4 protein-coding genes and 1 pseudogene are annotated in these 5519 nt (G+C 54.1%); 1 reads left to right on the top strand and 4 read right to left on the bottom strand.

Translation table 11 applies throughout. The features are described from left to right. Nucleotides 1-164, top strand: a pseudogene (locus tag M0974_RS10530) (IS110 family transposase); the annotation flags it as partial. 63 nt (nt 165-227) lie between these two features. Here the strand turns inward: M0974_RS10530 and M0974_RS10525 are convergent. From M0974_RS10525 to M0974_RS10510, 4 genes are all read right to left on the bottom strand, one after another. After that, entirely contained in the window at nt 228-1079 is an 852-nt protein-coding gene (locus tag M0974_RS10525; RefSeq protein ID WP_297835999.1) for an oxidoreductase, read from the bottom strand. Nucleotides 1080-1297: 218 nt separating this feature from the next. After that, nucleotides 1298-1975, bottom strand: a complete 678-nt coding sequence (locus tag M0974_RS10520; RefSeq protein WP_297835997.1) for a class I SAM-dependent methyltransferase — start codon at nt 1973-1975, stop codon at nt 1298-1300. A 123-nt stretch (nt 1976-2098) separates the two neighbouring features. Continuing rightward, nucleotides 2099-2773, bottom strand: coding sequence for a response regulator transcription factor (locus tag M0974_RS10515; protein ID WP_297835994.1), 675 nt, complete (start codon nt 2771-2773; stop codon nt 2099-2101). 147 nt (nt 2774-2920) lie between these two features. Continuing rightward, nucleotides 2921-5443, bottom strand: coding sequence for an efflux RND transporter permease subunit (locus M0974_RS10510; protein ID WP_297835992.1), 2523 nt, complete (start codon nt 5441-5443; stop codon nt 2921-2923). Nucleotides 5444-5519: the final 76 nt, after the last annotated feature.

The raw sequence follows: 5519 nt of genomic DNA, 5'->3' as shown, positions 1-5519 counted from the left end.
CGAGTCGATCAGCAGCCTGGAAAGGCTTTTACGAAGAACACCGAAGCGGTGGTAAAGCTACAACTCAAGTACTGGTCATGCTCGCCCGAAAACTCGCTCGAGTGGCATTCTCCCTGATGAAAAATCAAAGCGAATATCACACTAAAAGCGCGATTATGGCTTGATCACCACCATAGAATCTCCCACCGGGATCAGGGTGAGGCACAGATCGTTGTGGGTGCCAACCCTCACTGCCCTTCTGGGAAATCCGCCCCCAGTGTGGTGCTTTCCCATGTATCGAAATCATGGCGCAGTGATTCAATTTTCTTACGGGCCAACTCCAACGCTGCTTTACCCAGCAACAAACGCAGCGGTGGGTTTTTCGCGCTAGCGGCGTCGATGATAGCTTGGGCAGCACGCACCGGGTCACCCGCCTGGTTACCACTGCGCTGAGACGTCTGACGGCGCCGTTCACCGGCGGTGGCGTCGTAGTCATCGATCACAATCGCCGAGGCCTTGATCGACGGACCCGCCCAATTAGTACGGAACGGACCTGGCTCGACGATCAGCACATCGATGCCCAACGGTTTTACTTCGATTGCCAGCGACTCGGAAATGCCTTCCACCGCGTATTTGGTGCCGTGGTAGTAACCCGTGGCGCCAAAGCTGGCGATGCCGCCGATGGAAGAAATATTGATGATGATCCCACTGCGCTGCTCACGCATGATCGGCAACACCGCCTTGGTCATATTAACCAGACCAAACACGTTGGCTTCGAACATCCCCCGCACAGCGTCGTCTTCGCCCTCTTCGATCGCCGCGAGGTAGCCATAACCTGCGTTGTTTACCAATGCATCAATGCGGCCGAAACGCGCTTTGGCTTGGCTCACTGCCTCGTTGATCTGCTGGCGGTTGGTGACGTCCAACGCCAAGGCCAGCGCCGAGTCTTCATGGCCTTTGATAATATCGGTGAGTGTTGACGGATCACGCGCGGTGACCACGGCGCGCCAGCCACGGGCCAATACCAACTTGGCCAGCTCGCGGCCGAAGCCAGTGGAACAACCGGTGATCAGCCATACAGGTTTGTCTTGAGTCATCATAAGTCAGGGTCCTTTGGGATTTTCCGCGGCACTCGAAACCGAACACCGGGCAATTACCGACCTGCGCCAACACCGTGAAGGTATCAACACCGTAAGTAGCTTGATAGTCGAAAGACCCACAAGTTCCCTCAAAACCTTTCCCCGAAAAGACGGTCACTAAGCTCACAGCGGGCCTAGTTGCATCCTCAGCGTGCACTCCAGGCAGTTACGAAGGCAGATTATTTCTTACGCAGCACATACACCCGCCACATGGCATACAGCGGCAGAAAGTCCAGACGCTCCTGAATCTCGAAGCCTGCCTGGATAAACTCCGCTTCCGCCGTGGCCACCGGAATCACAAAGCGATTCTGATAATCCTCTTTTCCATCAGAAGTGCGCTGTCGCTCTTGGCGTTTACGCTTCCAGGCTTTGAAGTTTCCATCCACCCATAAAGAGATAATCACTGTTTCACGGGTGACACGGTTTAATTGTTTCAGGAGTGATAAGCGGTGCTGTGCATCCCCAATATGATGTAACAAACGCATACAAAAAATACTATCAACTGAGTTGTCAGCCATGTCGATGGCGAATGCCGATGTTTGCAGAGTTCTCACACGCTTTACGACTTCAGGCGGTTGCGAAGTACGCGCCGTCTGCAACATACCTTCTGAGTTATCTGCCGCGATAATCACTCGATTGGCTTTCTCTGCCAATAGCGGCCAGAACCTTCCGGCACCGCAGGGAAGGTCCAGAACAACGGTGGGATCGCCGGCCAGAAACAAGGCTTTGCGGGCAAGCTGCTCATCCCGCCAATGGGAGAGTCGTCGTGAGGCGCCGTCTTTATGCTTGAGAAAATACTGTTGAGCGTGAGCCGCGTCATACTTCTCGGAGAACTTCAGCTTGATTGGATTAGTCATCTACCATCTCCCTTAGTCAGGGGCAATAAACTAACTAATCGCGCGTCACAACCAAGTTAATCCATTGTGAAAATTCCGTTAATGACCGCCTCAATCATTACAAAATATTACTTCAGCTCAGCTCTAAGCAGAGGTATGAATCCTGTAACCCACCCCGTGATAGTTATGCAACAACGGAATATCAAAACCTTTGTCCACCACTTTGCGCAATAAATAAATATTGCTTCGAAGGCTGTCGCTATCAGGTAAATCGGTGCCCCACACCGCCTCTTCCAGCTCTTGGCGACGAACAATCGCCGGGCTTCGAAGCATCAGCACGGACAAAAGCGTGAGATTGATCGGATTCAGTTTCAATGGTTTCCCGGCGCGAGTGACCTCAAGGGAATCCAGGTCATACACCAGATCATGAATCTGGATGATGCGCCTCTGCAGGCCCTTTTTTCGACGGGCGATGGCTTCGATTCGCGCCAGTAATTCCGACAGCGCAAACGGCTTCACAATGTAATCATCCGCACCGGACTTGAAACCCTTCAAGCGATCAGGCAAGTCGTCCCGTGCGGTCAACATCAAAATCGGTGTGTCCAGTCGCGCGTGTTCCCGAAGGTTTTTGCACAACTGATTTCCATCCATCCCCGGCAACATGACGTCGAGGATAATCGCGTCAAACGTCTCTGTTGCCGCGAGGTGCAAGCCGGTCAAACCGTCCGCCGCACCGACTACTTCGCAACCCTTAAGCACCATGTACTCGGAGATGCTATCTAAAATATCTTTATGGTCTTCGACAACAAGAATACGCATGGTCCTTCCTTACATTGCTCGTTATGCACGCCACCTTGACGCTTAGTGTTCATGGTGGCTAATGAAAATAACGTCAAAATTCTTCCTATTTTTCATAACATTTATCTGGACGGGCCTGAGCGTCATGCGTTCAAAATCATGAGGTTATCACGCTGTGGCCAACTCGGCGGCGATGTTACGGCGGCTGCGCAAGCGGTCAAACCACAGATAAACAACGGGTGTCGTGTACAGCGTCAACACTTGAGACACCAACAGCCCGCCCACAATGGCGATACCCAAAGGCTGACGTAATTCCGAACCAGCGCCATGCCCGAAAGCCAATGGCACGGCGCCCAATAGCGCTGCCAACGACGTCATCAGAATCGGCCGCAAGCGTAACAGACAGCCTTCGCGAACCGCATCGGCCGGGGACATGCCTTGCTGCTCTGCAGCCAAGGTGAAATCGACGATCATGATCGCGTTTTTCTTGACGATACCAATCAACAAGATGATGCCGATCATGCCCAATACTGATAGGTCCTGGCCGCAAATGATCAGCGCCAACAGTGCACCGAAACCAGCCGACGGCAAGGTCGAGATAATCGTCAGAGGATGAATCGCGCTTTCATACAGCACCCCCAACACGATGTAGACGGTCAAAATGGCAGCGAGAATCAGCCAAGGCTGCGATTTCAATGAATCCTGAAACGCTTGGGCAGTACCCTGGAAACCACCGCGAACGTTATCGGGTAATGCGATCGCCAATGATGCTTGCTCAATCGCATTGACCGCCTCGCTCAACGCGTGCCCCGGGGCCAAATCGAACGACAACGTCACCGCTGGGAAAATGCCCTGGTGGTTGATGATGATCGGCACTAATTCGCTCTTCAGATCGGTCAGCAAGTTCAATGGCACCAGCGCACCACTGCTGGAACGTACATACAAGTGACCGAGGGTTTGCAACGACAACTGCCACTTAGGATCAAGTTCGAGGATCACGTGGTTCTGGTCTAGTGCGGTGAACATTGTCGCGATCTGACGTTGCCCAAAGGCGTCATACAGCACGTCGTCGATGGCTTGTACCGTGACGCCCATCCGCGAGGCGGTGGCGCGGTCGATGACCAAGGTTGCCTGAGGCGTGGCGCGTTGTTGGTCGGAGGTCACGTGTTGCAACTGTGGCAACGTCTTGAGTTTGGCCAGCAACACACCGCTCCAATGGTCCAGCTCGGCGCTGTCAGGGTCTTGAAGCGTGTATTGGTATTGAGTCTTGCTGGCTCGGCCACCGATTTGGATGTCCTGGTTGGCCTGCATGTACATTTTGATGCCGGAAACTTTATCCAGTTGCGGCTGCAACCGCGCGATAACCTGTTGCGCCGAGGCCGTGCGGTCGGCAAACGGCTTAAGGTTGATCATCACCTTGCCTTGACTGATGGTCGGGTTAGGCCCGACCCAGAAATACACTTTGGCAACGGCCGGATCAGCACCCACAATTTCTGAAAGCAGCGCAACTTGTGCCCGCATGGCTTTAGGCGAAATATCCGGTGCGGCTTCGGCAATCCCCTGAATCAGGCCGTTGTCCTGTTGCGGAAAGAAGCCCTTGGGAATGTAAACATACAGGGCTGCGGTTGCCAGGAAGGTCGCCATGGCCACGGCCAGGGTCAGCCGCTGGTGAGCAAGGACCCAATCGAGACTGCGGCTGTAGCCGTCGTGAATGCTGTTGAACGCGCGCTCACAAGCAAGGGAAAAGCGCCCTGGCTCGGGCTCGTCTTTTTCGTGTTTGAGCAACCAGGCACAGAGCATCGGCGTCATCGTCAGCGACACGATGCACGACATCAAAATGGCAACACTGACAGTGACCGCGAACTCACGCATCAAACGGCCGACAATCCCACCCATCAACAGAATCGGCAGAAATACGGCGATCAGCGAGATGGTCATCGAGATAATGGTGAAACCCACTTCCTGAAGCCCTTCCACTGCCGCCTGTATTTTGGTTTTGCCCATCTCCAAATGGCGGACGATGTTTTCCATGACCACGATGGCGTCGTCCACCACAAAGCCGACGGCAATCGCCAGGCCCATGATCGACAGGTTATCAAGGCTGTAGCCCAGCACATACATCACGGCAAAGGTCGCCACCAGCGACAATGGAATGGTCATCGCCGGGATCAAGGTCGCCGTGGCTTTGCGCAGGAATACGAAAATTACAATCACCACCAGGCCAATCGACAGCAACAGCGTGAACTGCACATCGTTGACTGAGGCTTCGATGGTTTGCGTACGGTCGCCCACCACCTCAACGTTGACGTCCTTGGGCAACTGGGCAGTCAGAGATGGCAGTCTTGCTTTGATCGTAGCAATGGTCGACAACACGTTGAAACCGGGTTGCTTGTGGATGTCGACGATGATTCCCGGCTCGCCCCCGATAGCGGCCGCCTGCTGGGTATCTTCTGCGCCGTCGATGACTTTGCCCAAGTCACCCAGTTTGATCGGCACGCCATTTTTATAGGCAACAACCTGATCGCGATAACCTTTGGGGTCAAGCAGCTGGTCGGTCGCGCCCAAGGTGATCGAGCGGTATTCACCATCGAGGCTGCCTTTGGGCTGATCGAGGGTACTGATGCCGATAATGCTACGCACGTCTTCCAGAGTCAGACCACGCGCGGCCAGTGCATCCGGATCAATCTGCACCCGTACCGCTGGCTATTGTTCACCTTGAAAATCGATCAAACCAACACCATGAATCTGCGATAACTGCTGAGCCAGG

The sequence above is a fragment of the Pseudomonas sp. genome (genome assembly GCF_026224925.1).
Classification (GTDB): Bacteria; Pseudomonadota; Gammaproteobacteria; order Pseudomonadales; family Pseudomonadaceae; genus Aquipseudomonas.
The sequence above is the reverse complement of the archived record's forward strand: the minus strand, read 5'-3'. Positions and strand labels throughout refer to the sequence as shown.